The sequence below is a fragment of the Bradyrhizobium sp. 482_C4_N1_8 genome, from assembly GCF_052075965.1.
Taxonomy (GTDB): domain Bacteria; phylum Pseudomonadota; class Alphaproteobacteria; order Rhizobiales; family Xanthobacteraceae; genus Bradyrhizobium; species Bradyrhizobium barranii.
On the sequence record NZ_CP197231.1, the window covers coordinates 7,062,112 to 7,078,686 of the forward strand.

Annotated in this window: 14 protein-coding genes; 9 read left to right on the forward strand and 5 right to left on the reverse strand. The window is 64.6% G+C overall.

The features are described 5' to 3' along the window. Position 1: 1 nt before the first annotated feature. The gene (locus tag AB7Z56_RS33435) at positions 2-1,234 is read right to left on the reverse strand and encodes an efflux RND transporter periplasmic adaptor subunit (RefSeq protein ID WP_283018518.1); all 1,233 of its coding nucleotides are present in this window, start codon (positions 1,232-1,234) and stop codon (positions 2-4) included. A 309-nt stretch (positions 1,235-1,543) separates the two neighbouring features. Further along, complete coding sequence (locus tag AB7Z56_RS33440) at positions 1,544-1,951, reverse strand: hypothetical protein (RefSeq protein WP_187387776.1); 408 nt, start codon at positions 1,949-1,951, stop codon at positions 1,544-1,546. Between the two features lie 109 nt (positions 1,952-2,060). Here AB7Z56_RS33440 and AB7Z56_RS33445 point away from each other — a divergent pair, with 109 nt between their 5' ends. The 9 genes from AB7Z56_RS33445 to AB7Z56_RS33485 all read left to right on the forward strand — a co-directional run bounded on the left by AB7Z56_RS33445 (position 2,061) and on the right by AB7Z56_RS33485 (position 12,792). Continuing rightward, complete coding sequence (locus AB7Z56_RS33445; protein WP_063984884.1) at positions 2,061-3,305, forward strand: MFS transporter; 1,245 nt, start codon at positions 2,061-2,063, stop codon at positions 3,303-3,305. 258 nt (positions 3,306-3,563) lie between these two features. Beyond that, entirely contained in the window at positions 3,564-4,325 is a 762-nt protein-coding gene (locus AB7Z56_RS33450) for an outer membrane protein (protein WP_063984885.1), read from the forward strand. Between the two features lie 174 nt (positions 4,326-4,499). Continuing rightward, on the forward strand, positions 4,500-5,693 hold the full coding sequence (locus AB7Z56_RS33455; protein ID WP_063984886.1) for a M20/M25/M40 family metallo-hydrolase: 1,194 nt from the start codon (positions 4,500-4,502) through the stop codon (positions 5,691-5,693). 90 nt (positions 5,694-5,783) lie between these two features. Continuing rightward, positions 5,784-6,545, forward strand: a complete 762-nt coding sequence (locus tag AB7Z56_RS33460) for an alpha/beta fold hydrolase (RefSeq protein ID WP_283018517.1) — start codon at positions 5,784-5,786, stop codon at positions 6,543-6,545. A 163-nt stretch (positions 6,546-6,708) separates the two neighbouring features. Further along, positions 6,709-7,797 carry a mandelate racemase/muconate lactonizing enzyme family protein gene (locus AB7Z56_RS33465; protein ID WP_063986583.1) on the forward strand — a complete coding sequence of 363 codons (1,089 nt, stop codon included), beginning with the start codon at positions 6,709-6,711 and terminating at the stop codon, positions 7,795-7,797. 229 nt (positions 7,798-8,026) lie between these two features. After that, a complete protein-coding gene (locus AB7Z56_RS33470; RefSeq protein ID WP_231144387.1) occupies positions 8,027-9,175 on the forward strand; it encodes an amidohydrolase in 1,149 nt (382 codons plus the stop codon). 293 nt (positions 9,176-9,468) lie between these two features. Then, on the forward strand, positions 9,469-10,896 hold the full coding sequence (locus AB7Z56_RS33475; RefSeq protein WP_063984888.1) for a sodium:solute symporter family protein: 1,428 nt from the start codon (positions 9,469-9,471) through the stop codon (positions 10,894-10,896). Beyond that, positions 10,893-12,107, forward strand: coding sequence for a sialidase family protein (locus tag AB7Z56_RS33480; RefSeq protein WP_231144386.1), 1,215 nt, complete (start codon positions 10,893-10,895; stop codon positions 12,105-12,107). Before AB7Z56_RS33475 ends, AB7Z56_RS33480 begins: the two co-directional genes overlap by 4 nt. 4 nt (positions 12,108-12,111) lie before the next feature. Then, positions 12,112-12,792 carry an SDR family NAD(P)-dependent oxidoreductase gene (locus AB7Z56_RS33485; protein WP_231144385.1) on the forward strand — a complete coding sequence of 227 codons (681 nt, stop codon included), beginning with the start codon at positions 12,112-12,114 and terminating at the stop codon, positions 12,790-12,792. 95 nt (positions 12,793-12,887) lie between these two features. Here the strand turns inward: AB7Z56_RS33485 and AB7Z56_RS33490 are convergent, their stop codons facing one another. From AB7Z56_RS33490 to AB7Z56_RS33500, 3 genes are all read right to left on the reverse strand, one after another. After that, on the reverse strand, positions 12,888-13,820 hold the full coding sequence (locus AB7Z56_RS33490) for a dihydrodipicolinate synthase family protein (RefSeq protein WP_084795241.1): 933 nt from the start codon (positions 13,818-13,820) through the stop codon (positions 12,888-12,890). Positions 13,821-13,913: 93 nt separating this feature from the next. Beyond that, positions 13,914-15,272: an ABC transporter substrate-binding protein gene (locus AB7Z56_RS33495; RefSeq protein WP_084795242.1), complete on the reverse strand. Its 1,359-nt coding sequence runs from the start codon at positions 15,270-15,272 to the stop codon at positions 13,914-13,916. A 214-nt stretch (positions 15,273-15,486) separates the two neighbouring features. Further along, complete coding sequence (locus AB7Z56_RS33500) at positions 15,487-16,542, reverse strand: LacI family DNA-binding transcriptional regulator (RefSeq protein ID WP_063984892.1); 1,056 nt, start codon at positions 16,540-16,542, stop codon at positions 15,487-15,489. Positions 16,543-16,575: the final 33 nt, after the last annotated feature.

Consider the following 16,575-nt stretch of genomic DNA (forward strand, 5'->3'; position numbering starts at 1 on the left):
GTCAGTCAGCCGATCCGGTCTTGGTTCCGCTCTTGGTTCCGCTCGTGGCCGGAGTGGCAGTGGCGCTTGCATCCGCCATCGGCGCAGCCGCAGGCGCTTCCTCGACCAACGCGCCATCGAACAGGCGTGACTGTCCGGCCACCACGATCCTGTCTCCGACGTTCAGCCCTTCGGAGACCACGGCATTTGCATCGCCGCTCTGACTGACCTTGATCGGCCTCGCGCTGACCTTGCCATTGTCGCCGATCACGTAGGCGAACAGACCCGACGGCCCGTGCTGCACGCCATCCTGCGGCACGACGATGACGTCCTTGCGCGTATCGATCAGCATCCGCGTGGTGACCGACAGGCCGGGCCACAGCGCATTGTCCTTGTTGTCGAAGCGCGCTTTCAGGCTGATGGTCCCGGTGGCCTGGTTGACCGAATTGTCCATGACCACGAGCCTGCCTTGCGACAGTGTCCTGGTTCCGTCCGAGGTCAGCGCCTCGACGGGCACCTCACCGGCGTCAAAGGCCTTGTCGATGGCCTGCAATTGCTCTTCAGGCTCCGTGAACTGCACGGCGATCGGCTGCAGCTGGGCGATGGTGACGATCCCCGTCGTATCCGCGGCATGCACGATGTTGCCGGGGTCAACCAGCCGGAAACCCGTTCGTCCGCTGATCGGCGCCTTGATCGAGGTGTAGCCGAGATTGGTCTGCGCATTGTCGATGGCGGCCTCGTCGCCCTTCACCTGCGCGATCATCTGATCGACCAGGGCCTGCTGGGTATCGAGATTTTGCTGGGTCTCGAATTGCTGTTTCGCGAGCTTCTGAAATCGCTCCAGGTTCAACCGGTCGTTCCTCAGATTGGCCTCGTCCTGGGCCTTCTTCGCCACCGCCTGCTCGAGAGCCGCGGTAAAGGGGCGTTGATCGATCTCCAGAAGCGGATCGCCCTCCTTCACCATCTGCCCCTGTTTGAAGAACACCTTGATGATCTGACCGTCGACGCGGCTCTTGACCGTGACCGTCTTGAACGGCGAGACGACTCCGAGACCGTAGGCGCGTACGGGAAAGTCGGCCTTCTTCACCACGAACGAGGTGACGGGAATCTTCGCCGCAGCCTGACTGGCAGCGCTTTGGGCGGCCGCTGCGGCTGGCTTGACGCCCCCGAGGAGCTCATACCAAACGCCATAGGCCACCGCGGCTATTGCAAGGATTCCAAACAGCGCAACGCTGAGCTTCGGTCGCGTTGACAAATTGATGGCCCTCTAACTGTTTGTACCTGCCTTCAGATAAACCGACTGATTGCAGGTGAAACCGCCGCCTCGGATTGGAAGTATCGCGGACAAAATCCCAGCGTCAAAATGACGATCGCGTGCGAAAATCTGTACAAATTTTCATGTTCGCTCGCTGCAAAACGCAGTCGCGCAATCAAAGCGTCCAACGAAGGACAGGCAGAAACAAACAGAAACGAAATGGAAAGACGCGAGAGATCACCGCGGCATCACGCTGAATTGCGCCGGTGCTCGCGAATTTCAGGATCGCTCGCCTCAAGTCAGGCCTTATCATTGAAGTTCAGCAAGCGCTGCTTGATGGGAACGAGGCGCGAGATGAAGGCTGATCAACCGAACTTCCGGGGAAATGTCGTACCGTTTCGGACGCGATCGGGAAGCGGCAGAGATCCGGTTGATCATGCACGGTCCGGCAACATCTTGCGCATGCTCGACCTCTCGAAGTTCGAACACCATCGCCCCGCTGTCGAGAACCGCCCCAGCATGCGTTCCAACATCGCGGCAATGGTTCTGCTCGGACTTCTCGTATTCATCGCGACAGAGGACTTTTCCAGGCTCGAGCAATCGAACCTTTGCTTCGATAAATCGGAATGCAGGAATTGAACAGCGCTCGTCATCAACTGACGGCGTAACGACGAATCGCAGTTTCAGCGGCATCGACGCGGGGCCTGGCTCGATCATCGGCTCTCCGGAAGACACAAAGCATTACACACCGGATCGGCCCTCCCCCATTGGCACCGTCCCGCCAATCGTGTAACCCGGCCGAAACCCTCGCCGGGACGGGACGCTGATGAGTGCGGTTGCCACTGATAACGCGGGAGATGGCACCCGCGCGCTGATCTTTGCGCTGCTTGCGCTCGCCTGCGGGCACATGCTCTCGACCTTGCTGCGCACGATTCCCGCCGTCAGCCTCGACCTGATGGCGGCGGATTTCCACATCGAGCCGCAGGCGCTGGCGAGCCTCACCTCGGTCTATCCCTTTGCCTTTGCCGCCGCGCAGATTCCGGTCGGCGCGGCCATGGATCGCTTCGGCGTGCGGCCGGTGTCGCTGAGCCTGCTTATGGGAACCGTGATCGGCGCCATCGCGTCGGGATTCGCGACGGGGCCCGAAAGCTTCGCGGTCGGGCAGGTGATGCTCGGCATCGCGACATCAGGCATGCTGATGTGCCCGATGACGCTGGCGGCCAAGCAATTGTCGGCGGCGCGGTTCGGGCTGTGGTCCGGCGCGATCCTCTCGATCGGCAATATCGGCATGCTGCTGTCGTCGAGCCCGCTCGCTTTCGTGGTCGATCATTACGGCTGGCGCGCCGGGTTCTGGATCTCGGCGCTCGGCGGCGTCCTCGTCGCGCTCGCGGTGTTCTTGCTGGTGCCGAGGCAGCCGGCCGAGCACAAGGACGAGTCCTCGCCGCTGTCGCAGATGATCGAGGTGCTCAGGCTCGGACTCTCGCGCCCCCTGCGTGGCCTGATCGCGCTGGCGCTGGTGTCGCTCGCGACCTCGCTGGTGCTGCGCGGCCTGTGGGGCGGACCTTGGCTGATGGAGATCAAGGGACTGACGCGGGTCGAGGCCGGCAACCAGCTCGGCGCGTTCACGCTGGCGATGATCGCAGGTCCCCTGTGCATCGGCATGATCGACCGCAGGCTCAGTCGCCGCCGCGAGCTGGTGGCGGGCACGCATATGGTCGGCGCGCTGCTGCTGGCGCTGATGGCGCTGGGGGCGCCGCATTATGCGGTCTCGATGCTCTTCGGCGTGCCCGTGATGCCGCCGCAATATGATCTCGTGCTGTTCGTGCTCATCGGCCTTGCGACCTCCGCCCAGCCGCTGCTGTTCGGCATGTCGCGGCAGCTGGTCGATGCGCAAACCGCGGGCAAGGCGCTCGCGGCGATCAACCTCGCCTTCTTCCTTGGCGCCGCCCTGATGCAGTCGATGACGGGCGCGGTGGCGGCGTTCGCGGGGCTGCCGGCGGTGCTGCTGTTCATGGCGGCGGCGCTACTTCTGGGCGCGCTGTTCTTCCTGGCCTATACGCGCACTGCGTGAAGCAGCCTCGTACAACAGCGTGGCGCAGGGGATGCTCCCGATTCTTCCTGTCGCGCCAGCCTCTGTGAAAAGTCGCAACCTGCAGTGGCCGTTATTTCCACTGTGACCCGGTGGTTACAGCCGCCGCATGACTCGCCGGATATTGTGACCGGATCGCGAAGTCGGACAACTCACCAGATGAAGTCGCTGGCCTGTGCGATGCCGACACGCACGATGCGCCTCAGGCGCCATTGCCGTTAGTTGAAGGAAGATCCTCGCATGACCACCAAAACCCTTTTCAGCGCCATTGCGCTGGCCGTTTCGACGTTGACCTCGGCCATGGCGGCGGACGTGTCGATGCCGTACAAGGCGGCGCCCGCGGCCCCGGCCTTCTCCTGGACAGGTTGCTATGTCGGCGGCAATGGCGGCGGCGGCCGCGGGGTCAACGAGCAGCAGCCCATCGTCGGGCAAGCATTCACCGCCAATCACAACAGCGGCTGGCTCGCCGGTGTGCAGGGCGGCTGCGACTATCAGGTCGGCTCCCTGGTGGTCGGCCTCGAAGGCCAGTTCGATTGGGCCGACATGAAGGACACCAGCACGACACTGATTCCGGGCGGCGCCGCCGGCTTCCTGCTGACGACCCAGCTCGATCGCGTCGCCACCGCGACCGGCCGCATCGGCTACGCCTTCGATCGCGTGCTGTTTTACGCCAAGGGCGGCGCCGCCTTCGCCCGCTTCAATTATCAGATGACGCAGACCGATTTCGCCGCCTTCTCGGTTGATTTCAAGGGGTCGCGCGATGTGACGGGATTCGTCGTCGGCGCCGGCCTCGAATATGCGCTGCTGCCAAACCTGTCGTTGAAGGCCGAATACAATTATTTCGACTTTGGAACGAACGGCTACACCCTGAACTGCACCAGCAGTCCCGGATGTGCTACTCCCTTCTTCCCGGCCACCGTCCGGCAGAACATGCAAACCGTCATGCTGGGCGTGAATTGGCGATTCAATTCTGCCCTCACCCCGCTCGTCGCGCGATACTGATTTTTGTGCCGAAAGCGTCGGCGGCGCGTCGTGTTCGGCGCGCCGCCGCATGCAGCCGCCGTGGCTTTGATGCGGTCTGCCCCGCCCTAAAACTCACCGGACTGTCCGAGAGGCCTTGCGAAACACGGCGCAGCGAAGGATGCTGACGCGTACCGTGCATCAAAGGACCATCTCATGCCTGTCGATACCAAAGCCGCCACCGACCGCCTCATGCGCTTCCTCTCCGTCGAGGGCGTCACCGGACAGGAGGCGGCGATCGGGCGTGAGCTCACCGCCGCGCTGAAGGAAAGCGGCGTGCCGGCCAAGGCGATCCGGCTCGACGACGCCAACACCCGCATTCCCGTGCCGACCGAGACCGGCAACCTCATCGTCGACCTGCCCGGCCGCGGCGCGCTGCACAACCAGCCGCGCATCATGTTCATGACCCACATGGACACCGTGCCGCTGTGTGCCGGCGCCAAGCCGAAGAAATCCGGCCGCAAGATCGTCAACGAGGCCAAGACCGCGCTCGGCGGCGACAACCGCTGCGGCTGCGGCGTGCTGGTGACGCTGGCCGCCGAGCTCGCCAAGCAGAAGCTCGATCATCCCCCGATCACGCTGCTGTTCTGCGTGCGCGAGGAGAGCGGGCTCTACGGCGCACGCCACGTCAAGCTGGACGAGCTCGGCTCGCCGGCGATGGCCTTCAACTATGACGGCGGCTCGGCCTCCAACGTCATCATCGGCGCCGTCGGCGCGGACCGCTGGAATGTCGAGATCTTCGGCCGCGCCTCGCATGCCGGCGTCGCACCCGAGCGCGGCATCTCCTCGACCATGATCATGGCGCTCGCGCTTGCAGACGTGAAGGCCGGCGGCTGGTTCGGCAAGGTCGTGAAGGGCAAGAGCCAAGGCACCAGCAATGTCGGCCCCGTCACCGGCGGCGAGGGCCGCCCGGCGGGCGATGCCACCAACGTCGTCACCGACTACGTCCATGTGCGCGGCGAGAGCCGCAGCCACGACGGCAAATTCTTCAAGGAGATCACCAAGGCCTACAAGGCCGCGTTCGAGAAGGCCGCCAAGAAGGTGACGAACGCGCAAGGCAAATCCGGCAAGGTCAAGTTCAAGGCCGAGACCGACTATTTTCCGTTCCGCATGAAGGACAATCAGCCCGTCATCAAGCGCGCGATCGAGGCGGTGTCCGCGGTCGGCGGCACCCCGAACGTCCGCACCGCCAATGGCGGCCTGGATGCCAACTGGATGGTCCGCCACGGTGTTCCCACCGTGACCTTCGGCGCCGGTCAGAACGAAGCGCACACGATCGACGAGTGGATCAATCTCGACGAATACGATCGCGCCTGCGCGCTGGCCGTGCAGCTTGCGACGATGCGGTGAGGCGCGTTGCGCGTGAGCTCAGAGAGATCATTTGTCGCCAATGACGGCACCGTCATTGGATATCGGCAACTGGGCTCAGGCCCCGGACTGGTGCTGCTCCATGGCGCGCTGCAGAGCGCAGCGAGCTTTACTGACCTTGGCGCAGCGCTGGCCGACCGCTTCACCGTTCTGATCCCGGACCGGCGCGGTCGAGGTCTGAGCGGACCGTTCCGGCCCGACCACTGCATGGCGACCGAGATCGATGATCTCGGCCGGCTTCTCGCCGAGACGGGCGCACGCAATGTGTTTGCATTGAGCGCCGGGGCCTTGGTTGCCATGCACACCGCGCTCGCCAATCCGGCGATCGCGCGCCTCTCGCTTTACGAGCCGCCGCTCGAATTCGGCGGGGTCCAGCCGCGCTACTGGGCCGCTGGCTATGAGGCGGCCCTGGCGAAGGGGGATCTGCCGGGCGCCCTTGTTGCCGTGCTCAAAGGCACCGGCGACAACGAGATCATGACAAGGCTCCCTGCGCCTGTCCTTAAATCGTTCTTCGCCATGATGATGCGGCTCCGTCCCAACGCGGCCGTTGGCAACGGGCCGCCTCTGGCCACGCTCATCCCCACAGTCCACTACGACATCGAGCTGATTGCGGAGAAAGCCGGCGATCTTGACCGCTTCAGGAGCTTGAGCACGGAAACGCTGCTGCTTGGCGGCGATCGGAGCCAGGGCTATCTCGCCACCGCTCTCGATGCTCTCGCCGCGATCCTGCCGAACGCGACGCGCGTTGAATTCAAGGGCGCCGGACACATCGCGGCAGACAACGAAGGCGACCCGATTCGCGTTGCGGCGGAGCTGCGTCGTTTCTTCGCATGAAGTCGTCCGCAGGATGGGGAGAGCGCAGCGAAACCCATCGCCGCGGTCACGAAGATGATGGGTTTCGCTGCGCTCTACCCATCCTACAGAACTGCCCTGCATCGCCCGCGGTTGCCCGCCGATGCCTGCCGGCCTAGCCTGCAAGGAAAAGCAGGAAGGAAACATGGCACGCATCTCGACAATCGAGACCGGGTTCTACCGGATCCCCCTCCCCGTCACGCTGTCGGACTCAACGCATGGCGAGATCGCGGCGTTCGAGCTGATCACCTGCCGCATCCGCGATGCCGACGGCGCCGAAGGCGTCGGCTACACCTACACGGTCGGGCGCAATGGCGGGGCGACTGCGGACATCCTCAAACGCGAGATTCCGCCGCTCGTGGAGGGACGCGAGGCCGACGACACCGAGGCGATCTGGCATCACGTCTGGTGGGGCCTGCATTATGGCGGGCGCGGCGGACCGGCGGTCTTGGCGCTGTCCGCGCTCGACATCGCGTTGTGGGACCTGAAGGCGCGGCGCGCGAAATTGCCGCTGTTCCGCCTGCTCGGCGGCTTCGATGCGCACGTGCCTTGCTATGCCGGCGGCATCGACCTCGATCTCTCCGTCGAGGCGCTGCTCGCGCAGACCGACGGCAATCTCGCCAAGGGCTTTTGCGCCATCAAAATGAAGGTCGGCCGGCCCGATCTCAAATCCGACGTCGCGCGCGTCGCGGCCATGCGCAAACATCTCGGCGACGGCTTTCCGCTGATGGCGGACGCCAACATGAAATGGACGGTGGAGGACGCGATCCGCGCCGCCCGCGCATTCGTCCCCTACGACCTCACCTGGCTCGAGGAGCCTGTTATCCCCGACGACGTCGCGGGCCATGCCCGCATCATGCAGGCCGGCGGCGTGCCGATCGCGGCCGGCGAGAATTTGCGCTCGCTGTGGGAGTTCAAGAACTACATCGTCGCCGGCGCGGTATCCTACCCCGAGCCTGACGTCACCAATTGCGGCGGCGTGAGTGCGTTCATGAAGATCGCGCGGCTCGCGGAGGCGTTCAATCTCCCGGTCACCAGCCACGGCGCGCACGACATCACGGTGCATTTGCTCGCGGCCTGCCCGAACCGCTCGTATCTGGAAGCGCATGGTTTCGGGCTGGACAAGTATATCGAGCACCCGCTGGTGCTCGCGGACGGCAAGGCGCTGGCGCCGGACCGGCCGGGCCATGGCATCAGCTTCGACTGGAAGGGACTGGCGAAGCTCTCGCCGTAGGGCAATCCGTCATGGCCGAAGCAAGACGTGGATGGCCGGGTCATAGGCGAGCGGAAGCGACGCCGTCCTTCGGACCGCTATGGCGAGCGGAAGCGACGCCGTCCTTCGGACGGCTATGCCCGGCCATGACGATGTTGCTGCACGCGAGACACTCGCAGGCGCTTGACGGGTCGGCTCAATATTCGGCTATGCTGGCATTAGCCGGCCCTCCTTACGAAAGATCCCCGCCTTGCCCCCCGAGCTGCACCAGAAACTGACCCAGTGGCGCCGGCATCTGCATGCGCACCCGGAACTGGGCCTCCACGAGAAGGCCACCTCGGCCTTCGTGCAGGAGAAGCTCACCGAGCTCGGCATTCCCTTCGAAGCGGGCATCGGGGGCCACGGCGTGGTTGCGACGCTGACGCGAGGGTCGGCGCAGGGCCGCGTCGGCCTGCGCGCCGACATGGATGCGCTGCCGATCACCGAGGACACCGGCCTGCCCTACGCCTCGACGACATCAGGCGTGATGCATGCCTGCGGTCATGACGGGCACACCGCCTCGCTGCTCGGCGCGGCCGCGCTGCTGGTGGCCGACACCAGCTGGAGCGGCACCGTCGACTTCATCTTCCAGCCGGCCGAGGAAGGACTTGGCGGCGCGCGCGCGATGGTCGGCGCGGGCCTGTTCGACCGCTTTCCGATGACGCGGGTGTTCGGCTTCCACAACTGGCCGGGGCTCGCAGCCGGCACCATCGCGGTCCATGACGGCGTCGTGATGGCCTCCGGCGGCCGCGTCAGCATCACCATCGACGGCCATGCCGGACATGCCGGCATGCCGCATCTGACCCGCGATCCCGTGATGGCGGCGGGACACCTGATCGTGGCGCTGCAATCGGTCGTGTCGCGCAGCATCGATCCGCTCGACACCGCCGTGCTCTCGCTGTGCACGCTCGAAGGCGGCACGGCGCGCAACCAGATCGCAGGACGCGTCACCATCGGCGGCACGCTGCGGTATCATCGCGACGCGGTGAAGGACGTCATCCTGGCGCGGATCGGAGAGGTCTGCGCAGGCATTGCAACGACCTTCGGCGTCAAGGTCACGCCCGAAATCGTCATGGGCGTCGGCGTGGTGGTCAACACGCCGGCCGAGGCGGGCCTGGCGCGCCTCGCCGCGGAGAGGGTGCAGACCGAGGTGCGACGCGATCTCGCGCCGAGCATGGCCGGCGAGGATTTTGCCTTCTTTCTCAAGCAGTGCCCCGGCGCCTTCGCCTGGATCGGCAACGGTGAATTGCGCGACGGCGCCGAGCTGCACGGCCCGCGCTACGATTTCAACGACGCGATTTTGCCGGTCGCCTCGAGCTGGATGGCCGAGGTCGCCAAGGTGGCGCTGAAGTCGAACTGACCCCGGAACGGCAGGGCCTCGGATTCCCTGCGCATGACGTCGGCCGTGCGCCGACCGTCCCGCCGCACTGTCCCACCGACACTTTTTCTTTGGCCTGCAACCCTTTGAACATGCAGCGGCGATGACTGCCCGACCGGGCGCGTTGCAGCACCGCACCGCTGCGCGCGCTTGACGCGGGACGTGCGGGCAGGAATAATGAAATTAAAGAACAATTGTTCGCATTCCGAACAATATGCAGCGGGATCAAGCGGGCTCACAACACCGCATCCGCGCCACCAGAGGAAACGTCATCGATGCAAGCCATCCTCAATGGCGACAGCACGCTCATCGTCGCGATGATCGTCGCCTACATCGCCTTCACGTCCTGGCTCACGTTCAGGCTGCGCAGCAGGACCAGCGATCAGTTCATGACGGGCGCACGCGCGATGCCGGCGGTGGTCGTCGGCGTGCTGATGATGTCCGAATTCGTCGGCGCCAAATCGACCGTCGGCACGGCGCAGGAAGCGTTTCAGTCGGGCATAGCGGCGGGGTGGGCCGTGCTCGGCGCCTCGATCGGCTTCCTGCTGTTCGGGTTCCTGATGGTGAAGAAGCTCTACAGTTCCGGCGAATACACCATCTCGGCGGCGATCGCGCAGAAATACGGCAAGTCGACCATGCTCACGGTGTCGGTGATCATGATCTACGCGCTGCTGCTCGTGAACGTCGGCAACTATGTGAGCGGCGCGGCCGCAATCGCCACCGCACTGCATGTCAGCATGCCTGTTGCGATGTGCATCATCGCCGTGGTCAGCACCTTCTACTACGTGTTCGGCGGGCTGAAGGGCGTCGCCTGGGTGACGATCCTGCACAGCGCCATCAAGGTCGTCGGTATCGTCATCATATTCTCGGTTGCGATGTCGCTGACCGGCGGCATCGCGCCGATCCAGGCCAAGCTGCCCGCCTATTACTTCAGCTGGGACGGCAAGATCGGCTTTGCGACCATCTTCGCCTGGACCTTTGGCACCGTCGGCGCGATCTTCTCGACCCAGTTCATCGTGCAGGCGATCTCATCGACGCCGAGCGCCGATGACGCGCGCAGGGCCACCTTCTATGCGGCGGCGTTCTGCCTGCCGCTCGGATTCCTGCTCGCCTTGATCGGCGTCTCCGCGAAATTCCTCTATCCCGACATGAACAGCCTCTACGCGCTGCCGGTGTTTTTGGAGAAGATGCCGCCGCTGGCCTCGGCTTTCGTGACGACCTCGCTCGTCGCCTCGATCTTCGTCAGCGTCTGCACGGTTGCGCTCGCGATCGCCTCGCTGGTGGTCCGCGACTTCTACGTCCCCTACTGGAAGCCAACGCCGGAGCGGGAGCTGAAGATGACCCGCCTGTTCTCGGTGGCGATCGGCATCGCGCCGCTGGTCTTCGTCTTCTTCATCCCGGAAATCCTCAAGCTGTCGTTCTTCACGCGCGCGCTGCGCCTGTCGATCACTATCATCGCGATGATGGGGTTCTATTTGCCGCTGTTTGCCAGCAACCGCGGCGCCACCGCGGGCCTGATCGGCGCGGCGATCTCGACGACGGCCTGGTACATGCTCGGAAACCCCTTCGGCATCGACAACATGTATGTCGCGGCCGCGACGCCGCTGGTGGTGATGGCGGTCGAGCGCCTGGTGATGGGCCGCGCTCCGGCCGCCGCCACGACGCCGCAGCCAAATGCATTGATGGAAAGGACTTCGACATGATCATCGATACCGGGATCGTGACCACCGACATCGGGACCGCCGCCGATGGCGTCGTTCGCCCGGCCGCCGGCGATCCCGACCGGTCCGACGCTTTCATTCCCTCGCCTTGCGTGCAGAACCACGCCGCCAATCTGATGCCGCTCGCGAACGGCGATCTGGCCTGCGTCTGGTTCGGCGGCACGCAGGAGGGCATGTCGGACATCTCGGTCTATTTTTCGCGCCTGCCCCGCGGCGCGACGCAGTGGTCTCCCGCCGAAAAGCTGTCCGACGACAACGGACGTTCGGAGCAGAACCCGGTGCTGTTTCCCGCACCTGACGGCACGCTGTGGCTGATGTGGACGGCGCAGCTGGCGGGAAACCAGGACACCGCGCTGATCCGCCGCCGCCTCTCCCGCGACAACGGCAAGAACTGGGGCCCGATCGAGACGCTGTTTCCCGAGCAGCGCGGCCGCGGCACCTTCATCCGGCAGCCGATCGTCGTGCTCGACAATGGCGACTGGCTGCTGCCCGTGTTCTATTGCCACAGCACCCCGGGTCGGAAATGGAACGGCGACGAGGACACCAGCGCGGTGAAGATCTCGTCCGATTCCGGCGCGACCTGGCGCGACATCGACGTCCCCGGCAGCCGCGGCTGCGTGCATATGTGCATCGCGCGGCTCGACGACGGCTCGCTGATCGCCCTTTACCGCAGCCGCTGGGCAGACAACATCTATCAGAGCCGGTCCACCGATCACGGCCGCACCTGGTCGGCGCCGGTCCAGACCGTGCTGCCCAACAACAACTCCTCGATCCAGGTCACGCGACTTGGCAACGGTCATCTCGCGCTGGTCTTCAACGATTCCAGCGCCAGGGATGCGACCGGGCGCCGCCTCTCGCTCTATGACGAGATCGAGGACGATTTGCCGCCCGTGCTCGCCGGCGACGGCAAAAGAACGGATGAACGCACCGCGTTCTGGGGCGCGCCGCGGGCGCCGATGACGCTGGCCGTCTCCGCCGACGGCGGGCGGACGTGGAGCAAACGCAACGTCGAGACCGGTGACGGCTATTGCATGACCAACAATTCACGCGATCAGACCAATCGCGAACTGTCCTATCCTTCGGTCAAGGAGACCGCCGACGGAGCGATCCACATGGCCTTCACCTTCCATCGCCGCGCGATCAAATATGTGCGCGTGACCGAGCCATGGGTGAAACGCGCCATCCGGGACTGAGAGCATGGACAAGAGCCCGCACGCGCTCGTCACGGGCGCCAGCTCAGGGATCGGCGCTGCGATCGTCGAACGGCTGCTGCGCGATGGCTGGCGCGTCACCGGCATCAGCCGCCGTCCCGCGCCATTCAACCATCCGGCCTTCGATCACCTCTCGCTCGATCTCGGAGAGGTCGATAACATTGCGAACGCCGTCGCAGGCATCGCGCCGACCGCACTGGTTCACGCGGCCGGCATGCTCAAGGTCGGCGAGCTCGGATCGCTCGACCATGACGACGGCACCGCGATGTGGCGACTGCATGTCGATGTCGCCGAGCGTCTCGCCAACGCGCTGGCGCCGCGCTTGCCGAAAGGAGGACGCATCATCCTCATCGGCAGCCGCACCGCCTCGGGCGCGGCCGGCCGCGGTCAATATGCCGCGACCAAAGCGGCGCTGGTGGCGCTCGCGCGATCCTGGGCCATCGAGCTCGCGCCGCGCGGCGTCACGGTCAACGTCGTTGCGCCCGCCGCAACCGAGACGCCGATGCTGAAAGACCCGACCCGCGCCAATGTCGCACCAAAACTGCCCCCGATCGGCCGCTTCATTCGCCCGGAGGAAGTCGCGCACGCAGTGGCGTTCCTGCTTTCGCCGGAGGCTGCGGCCATCACCGGACAGCAGCTCGTCATCTGCGGCGGCAGCTCGCTCTAGGCGCACGGCCGCAATCACGGTCGACCCGCAATTGCGCGAGGGACAGCCCTCGCGCGGCGGTTACCCTCACATCATCGAGATGGCAACGGCCGCCATCAGCGCGTGGCCGCGATCCTTGCGCGGAAGCTCGCCTGCCCCTGCATGATCTTGTCGAGCAGTGCATCGAGCGCCCAGAAGCGCTCACGGATGTCGAAATCGATGGTCCGGCTGTGGGCGCAGGCGAACGTGCCGAGCCTCTGATGGTACAGCTTCGCCAGCTTGGGATATCCCATCGGCTCGGCCATCGCCGCGAGCGCGAGATAGACGGAGAGATCGTCCGCCAGCGCCGGATGCCGCGCGCTGTCGGTCAACAGCCATTTGTAGAGATCGGGATGGAAGTTCGTGAACACGCCGGTGAAGCCGGCGGATCCGCTTCTGATGGCGTCGAAGGCGATCGCCGCATTGGCATTGACGATGGCGAGCGAGGAATTTTTCGTCAGCGCCACGCGACGCTTCACGGTCTCGAGGTCGCAGGACACGTCCTTGAGGATCGCGAAGCGCCCGCTCTCGGCGCAGAACGCCAGCTCGTCGTCGGACATGAGCCGCCGGAACGGCGCGGGACATTCGTAGAGGCCGAGCGGAAGATCGGCGGGCAGCGCGTCGAGCAGATGGCGCAGATTGTCCATGAAGACCGTGCCGCCCTGCCCCTTCGGATCGAACCGGTTCGTCACCAGCACCAGTCCGTCCACGCCGGTCGCGGCGATGGAGGTCAGCTCGGTCACTTGATCGTCGCGGGATTCACTGACGTGGCCTGACGCGATGACGGGCACCCGGCCCGCCGCCTGCCGCACGACGAAGCGCGCCAGCGCGACGCGCTCCTCCAGGCTCAAAAACTGCATCTCGCTCGACTGGGCCACGGCGAACAGCGCATCCGCGCCATTGGCGATGTACCATTCGACGAGGTTTTCGAGGCCCGCATAGTCGATCGCGTCGGCTTCAGTGAACGGCGTCAGCATCACCGGAATGATGCCCTTGATGGTTGCGGTCACAAATCGGCTCCCAAGACGTTGAATTCGGTGACAGGCAGGAGCCTGCCGCTCACGCGTCTTGCAACGCGTGAGCGTAGCTGTTCGGGCTGGCGGTCAGTTGCCGGCTACTTCCTTAATGCGCGCGATCATGTCGTCGACGGCCTTGTCGACCGGCACCTTGTTGGTGACGATGGCGTTCACGGCCTTCATCCAGACGTTCTCGTTGTTCAGGGTGGTGAACTTGTAGTTCTTGCTCATCTCGTAGCCGCCGACGCCGGCGAAGAACTGGTCGCGCACGGCGCGGCGATGAACGTCGCCGTCCCAGAAGGCGGACTTCTGTGCGGCCGTCTTGACCGGGAACCAGCGGCCGAGCGCGCCTTCGACGTAGGGCTGGAGGTTCTCGTCACGCAGCAGGAACGAGACGAACTCCTTGGCGCGGTCCTTGTTCTTGGCCTGCTCGAAGATCAGGCCGACCACCACGGAGGCGCGGGTGTGGACCGGCGTACCATCCGGCTTGTTGGGCCAGACCATGGTGCGGATGCGGTCATTATAGTTCTTCTTGGCTTCGTCGCGCTGCTCGGCGGTGAGCGTCTCGTTGCCGGCGTCGTCGAGCCATTTGCCGGGGAGCGAAACCGTCGAATTGTGCGTCATGATCGTCGTCTTGTTGTGGAAGGCGACGTTGTTGTCGGGATCCTTCCAGCTCGTCGCCGATTGCGGCGTGCAGCCTTTCGCGGCGAACTCGACATAGTCCGTCATGGCGGCGACGAGGCCCGCCTTCACCTTGGGATCGTCGACCAGGAGCTTGCCGTTGTCGTCGACGAGCACGACGTTGTAGGCGTCCATGAACACCAGGAACGAGATGAAGCTGTCGGTGGCGTCGACACCCATCGGATGGCCGACGCCGTAGATGCGCTTGCCGGACGCCTTGCGCACCGCCGGTTGCGCCTTGTCACACCAGAACGACCAATAGCCCTTCCAGTCCTTCGGGATGTCGGTCTCCTTGAGACCTCCCTCCTCCAGCATGTCCTTCCAATAATGCAGATGCAGCGTCGCCTGCTTCAGCGGGAAGGCGTAATAGGCCTTCGCCTTGGTCTTGTCGTTGTACAGCATGACCGTTTCGAGCGACTGCGGAGAGAACTCGCCCTTGATCGGCGCGAGCACGGAGCCGAGATCGACCAGCTTGCCCTCGGAGGCCCACTTGCCGGCGCCCTGGAAATGGTAGGTGTCCGCATAGGTCACGTCGGGCGGACTGCCGGCATCGAGCGCCGCCACCAGCTTCGGCATCATGTCCTGCGTCGCATATTGCGACAGCTCGACCTTGACCCCGGTCTTGGCCTCGAACTTCTTGATGACGGCGAGCAGCGCGTCTTCCTCGGCCTTGTAGTAGCCCTTGTTCCACCAGACGACGAGCTTCTCCTCGGCGGCCGCGGGGCTCGCCGTTCCCATCATCGGCAAGACCAGCGAAACCGCCATCGAACAGTTTCTGGCCCACCGCAAAACGCTATTCCGCATTGTCGTTTCCTCTCCGTCTCATCCGGCGAGGGGCCCGCCGGTTGCTCTCATGGCGTTTAAAACGCAGTTATGTAAGCGCTTACATATGAGGAGTCAAGCAGCCCTTTGAGAGGGAAGCAGCCCTCTTGGCGGGACGATATGCGCGCTATCGAAGAGACGACCGCTCTCTGCGGGATCAGGCGCCCCTGGCGTGACCTGCGCTGTCGCGGATTTTCAGGACGGGCACGACTTCGCGGGACTGCGCCTGCGCTTGCCGGCCCGCGATCACGGCGAGAAGCTCGTTGGCCGCGAGGACGCCGATCTCCTGATTGTCGACCTTCATCGTCGTAAGCCCCGGAGAAAAGCGCGATGAAATCGCAAGATCATCGAAGCCGGTGATCGAAAAATCCCCGGGCGCGTCCAGGCCGCATTCCCGCGCAGCCATCAACGCACCGAGCGCCAGATTGTCGTTGCCGCAAACGATCGCGGTCGGCCGAACGTCGACGGCTTGCGTCATCAATCCGGCAAAGCTGGCCGCCCCGAACTCCAGCGTCGAGGGACCCATCATCAGATCCTGCGCGGCAATTTCCAAACCCGCGGCCGCGAGCGCTTCGCTGACGCCGCGAAGCCTGTCCTTGACGCGGTCGTTGTTGGTGTCGGGCTGGAAGATGGCGGCAAACCGGCGATGGCCGAGCGACAGCAGATGCTCCGTCATGCGGCTGAACGCGGCGCGATTGTCAAAGCCGATGCACGGATGCGGTGACAGCTTGTTGTAGGAGTACGTCACCACATAGGGAATGCCGCGCGAGTTGAGCGCATCAAAAAGCTCGGGGGGATGATTTTCACCGACCACGGCAATTGCTTCCACGCCGCGCGCAAGCATCGCTTCGGCCTGCCGCAAGCCCTCGTCCGGATCGTAGTTCGAGCAGCCGAGGAACAGCGTGAAGCCGCGTTCGCTGAAGACGGTCTGCATGCCGCCGATCTGGTGGGCGAAGATTTCATCGTCCAGGGTGGGAATGATGGCGCCGGCAATATGCGTCCGGCGCGAGGCCAGCGCCCGTCCGGCAGCATTGGGAATCCAGTTCAGCGCGCGTGCAGCGTCCTTGACCCGCTGCCTGACCTCTTCGGAAACCTTGTCGGGTTCGTTGAAGGCGCGCGAGACGGTCGCGGTCGAGACATTGGCCTTGCGGGCGACCTCCTCGAGCTTGACGCGGCCGCTGCCTCCACGCGCTCTCTTTGAACCTGCCACCATCCCCGCCACGTCGGTCGAACGCTTGATCGATCA